Annotated in this window: 4 protein-coding genes; 3 read left to right on the top strand and 1 reads right to left on the bottom strand. The window is 80.7% G+C overall.

Annotation, left to right across the window (positions count from 1 at the left end; translation table 11 throughout):
* Positions 1 to 4: 4 nt before the first annotated feature.
* Positions 5 to 667, bottom strand: coding sequence for a TetR/AcrR family transcriptional regulator (locus HLB09_RS14700; protein ID WP_171204079.1), 663 nt, complete (start codon positions 665 to 667; stop codon positions 5 to 7).
* 89 nt (positions 668 to 756) lie between these two features.
* On the opposite strand from HLB09_RS14700, the gene HLB09_RS14695 reads away from it, so the two are divergent.
* From HLB09_RS14695 to HLB09_RS14685, 3 genes are read left to right on the top strand one after another with little or no spacing between them, the layout of a single operon-like run.
* Positions 757 to 1,620 (top strand): DUF3152 domain-containing protein, encoded by an 864-nt coding sequence (locus tag HLB09_RS14695; protein ID WP_171204078.1) that lies wholly within the window; start codon positions 757 to 759, stop codon positions 1,618 to 1,620.
* Complete coding sequence (moeB, locus tag HLB09_RS20150) at positions 1,617 to 2,801, top strand: molybdopterin-synthase adenylyltransferase MoeB (RefSeq protein ID WP_171204077.1); 1,185 nt, start codon at positions 1,617 to 1,619, stop codon at positions 2,799 to 2,801. The genes HLB09_RS14695 and moeB overlap by 4 nt, the downstream gene beginning before the upstream one ends.
* Positions 2,802 to 3,170, top strand: a complete 369-nt coding sequence (locus HLB09_RS14685) for an MGMT family protein (protein ID WP_171204076.1) — start codon at positions 2,802 to 2,804, stop codon at positions 3,168 to 3,170.
* The last annotated feature ends 182 nt before the right edge of the window (positions 3,171 to 3,352 follow it).

The following is a 3,352-nucleotide window of genomic DNA, read 5'->3' as shown; positions in this document are numbered from 1 at the left end:
GTCCTCAGCGCTCCTGGCGGGGCAGGCCCCGCAGGCCGCGCCACACGAGGGAGGAGATGAGCGCGGCGGCCTCCTCGCGCGGCACCTCGCGCCCGGCGGCCACCCACGAGCGCGCGGCGACCTGCGCGCTGCCGGCCAGCGCGACGGAGAGCACGTGGGCGCTGGCGCGCGGCAGGCCGGTGTCGGCGGCGACGACGTCGGCGATGGCGGCGGCGCACGAGGACTCGAGCGCGTCGAGCCGCTCGCGCACCGCGGGGTCGCTCGTGAGGTCGGACTCGAAGACGAGGCGCGCGCCGTCGTCCTCGTCGACGAAGGCGAAGTAGGCGCCGATCGTCGCCGCGACGCGCACCCGGTTGTCGTCCGTCCCGGCCAGGGCCGCGCGCACCGCGGCCTCGAGGTCGGCGCAGGCCCGGTCGACGACGGCGAGGTAGAGGTCCCGCTTGCCGGGGAAGTGCCGGTAGAGCACCGGCTTGGTGATGCCGGCGCGCTCGGCGATCGCGTCCATGCCGCTGCCGTGGTAGCCGGCCCGGGCGAAGACCCGCTGGGCGGCGCGCAGCAGCTGCGCGCGCCGGTCGGCACGACCGAGGCGTGCCGGGGCCGTCGCGGGACCGGCCGCCGCCGCGCCCCCGGCGCCGTCCGGGTCGTCCTGGTCCGGGAGGCGGTCCACGGCTCCTCCTCGGGGCGGGCGTCGTCGGTCGGTGCGCTCGTCGGCGGGCCTGCCCGGCCCCGGCAGCCGCCGATCGTAGGCTGCGCCGGGTGGTGAGCAGGAGGGTCGTCCGCCGCCGCCGCCAGGTGCTCGCCGGCGGCGTCGGCGTCCTGGCGCTCGGCACGGCGCTGGTCCTCGCGGGGGGCGGCGACCAGGACCCGGGCGACCCCGGGACGGCGGCCTCGACGGCCCCGGCGTCCTCCGCGCCGCCGACGTCCTCCACGCCCCCGGCGACCGGCGCGGGGGTGGCCGGCGCGACCGGCGGCCCGGACGGCGAGGCCCCGCCGGACGCCCGGCCCGACGTCCCTGCGGAGGAGGTGCGCCCGGCGGGGGCCGACGAGCGCGCGGGGGTGCTATCGGCGGAGGTGCCCGACGCGGGGACGGGCCGGCTCGTCACCGTGTCTGGCACCGCGCCCGCGGCCCCGCACGAGGGCGGCGGGGACGTGCGGGTGGTGCAGGTGCGCGTCCAGGTCGAGGAGGGCCTGCCGGCCGACGGGGCCGCGGTCGCGGGCACCGTCATGGACGTGCTGCAGGACCCCCGCGGCTGGGGTCCCGACGGCTGGGCCTTCGCCCGCACCGACGACGCGGCCGGCTCGCCCGCGGCCGACGTCACGGTCGTCCTCGCGAGCCCCCGCCTCACCGACGAGCTGTGCGCCCCCCTGCGGACGGGCGGGGTGCTGTCGTGCCGGAACGGCGAGCGCGCGGTCCTCACGTGGTACCGCTGGGCGGGCGGCGCCGAGGCGTACGGCGAGGACCGGGAGGGCTACCGGCGCTACCTCGTCTCCCACGAGATCGGCCACTTCCTCGGTCACGGCCACGAGCCGTGCGCCGGCCCGGGCGAGCCGGCGCCCGTCATGCTCCAGCAGACGAAGGGGCTGGACGGGTGCACGCCCCAGCCGTGGCCGCACCCGTGAGCGCGACGACCGGGGCCCTCCCGCCGCTCGTCGCGCCCGGCCCGCCGCTCGACGCCGAGCGCCGCCGGCGGGCGGCCCGCCACCTCGTGCTCGCCGAGCTGGGGGAGGAGGGCCAGCGGCGCCTCGCCGCGGCGCGGGTGCTCGTCGTCGGGGCGGGCGGCCTCGGCTCTCCCGTCGTGAGCTACCTCGCGGCCGCGGGCGTCGGGACGCTCGGCGTCGTCGACGACGACGTCGTCAGCACCTCCAACCTCCAGCGCCAGGTGCTCCACGGGGCGGCGGACGTCGGGCGGCCCAAGACGGCGAGCGCCGCGGACGCCGTCCGCGCCCTCGACCCGGGCGTGGGGGTCGTCGAGCACGGGCGCCGGTTGGCGGACCCCGACGAGGCGGCCGAGCTCGTGCGCGGGTACGACCTCGTCGTCGACGGCGCCGACAACTTCCCGACCCGCTACCTCGTCGCCGACGCCTGCGCGGCGGCCGGCGTGCCGGAGGTGTGGGGGTCGGTGCTGCGCTGGGACGGCCAGGTCAGCGTCTTCTGGCCCGGCCGCGGTCCCACGTACCGCGACCTGTTCCCCGCGTCCCCGCCGCCGGACTCCGTCGCCTCCTGCCAGGAGGCGGGGGTGCTCGGGGCGGTCTGCGGCGTCGTGGGCTCGGTCATGGCGGCCGAGGCCGTCAAGCTCATCACCGGCACGGGCCGCCCCCTCGTGGGGCGCGTCGTCGTGCTCGACGCCCTGGCGATGTCGTGGCGGGAGCTGCCCCTGCGGGCGGGCGGTCGCGACGCCGCCGCGGCCGCGGCTCCCGAGGAGGGGCGGCGGCGCGGCGACCACGGGCAGGTCGTCGCCGCCGACCGCCCCGGCGTCCCCGAGGTCGCCCCCGAGGACCTCGACGCCCTCCTGGCCTCGGGCGCGGCCGTGGTGGACGTCCGCGGCGAGGCCGAGCGGGCCGCCGCGCCCGTGCCCGGCGGCGTCCGCGTCGACCTGCACGAGGTGCTCGCCGCGCCGGGCCGGCGGCCGGCGGCCCTGGAGGAGGGCGGCGCGCTGGCCGACCTGGACGCGGGGGCGCCCGTGGTCGTCGTGTGCTCCACGGGCGTGCGGTCCCTGCTGGCGGCCGAGCAGCTGCAGGACGCCGGCTTCGCGCGGGTGCTGCACCTGCGCGGCGGCGTCACCGCCTGGCTGGAGCGGTAGGTGGTCGGCCCGCCGGCGGACGGCGCGGCCCGGCGGCCGGCGGGGCGCCGGCTGCGGGGGGAGGAGTGGACGCGCGCCGTCCTCGACCTCGTCGAGCAGGTGCCGCCGGGGCGCGTCCTCACCTACGGCGACGTGGCGGAGCTGCTCGGGAGCGGCGCCGCGCGGTCGGTGGGGCGCACGATGGCGCTCCACGGCGCCGAGGTGGCCTGGTGGCGCGTGGTCCGCGCCGACGGCACCCTGCACGACCTCCTCGTCCCGCGGGCGGCCCGCGAGCACGAGCGCGAGGGCACGCCCCGGCGCCCGGGCGGTGCCGTGGACCTCGAGCGGGCCCGCTGGGACGCCGCGGGGTGGGACGGCGCCGCGGGCTGAGGTCCGCCCGCCCCGCCACCGCCGGGCGGCGCGGCGGTGGCGGGCGCGTCCCGAGGTCGCCCCCGCTGTCGGGGGCGCGTGCTTGGGTGGCGACGTGGTGGACGAGCAGCGCAGCGGGTCGGCGCCGGCGGGGCGCGGGCGCCCGGGGGCGTCCGGCGCGGTGCGCCTGGTCCGTCGCCCCC

The organism is Pseudokineococcus marinus, from assembly GCF_013004605.1.
GTDB classification, from domain to species: Bacteria; Actinomycetota; Actinomycetes; order Actinomycetales; family Quadrisphaeraceae; genus Pseudokineococcus; species Pseudokineococcus marinus.
Note: the sequence above shows the minus strand (reverse complement) of the source record. Positions and strands in the feature narration are given on the sequence as shown.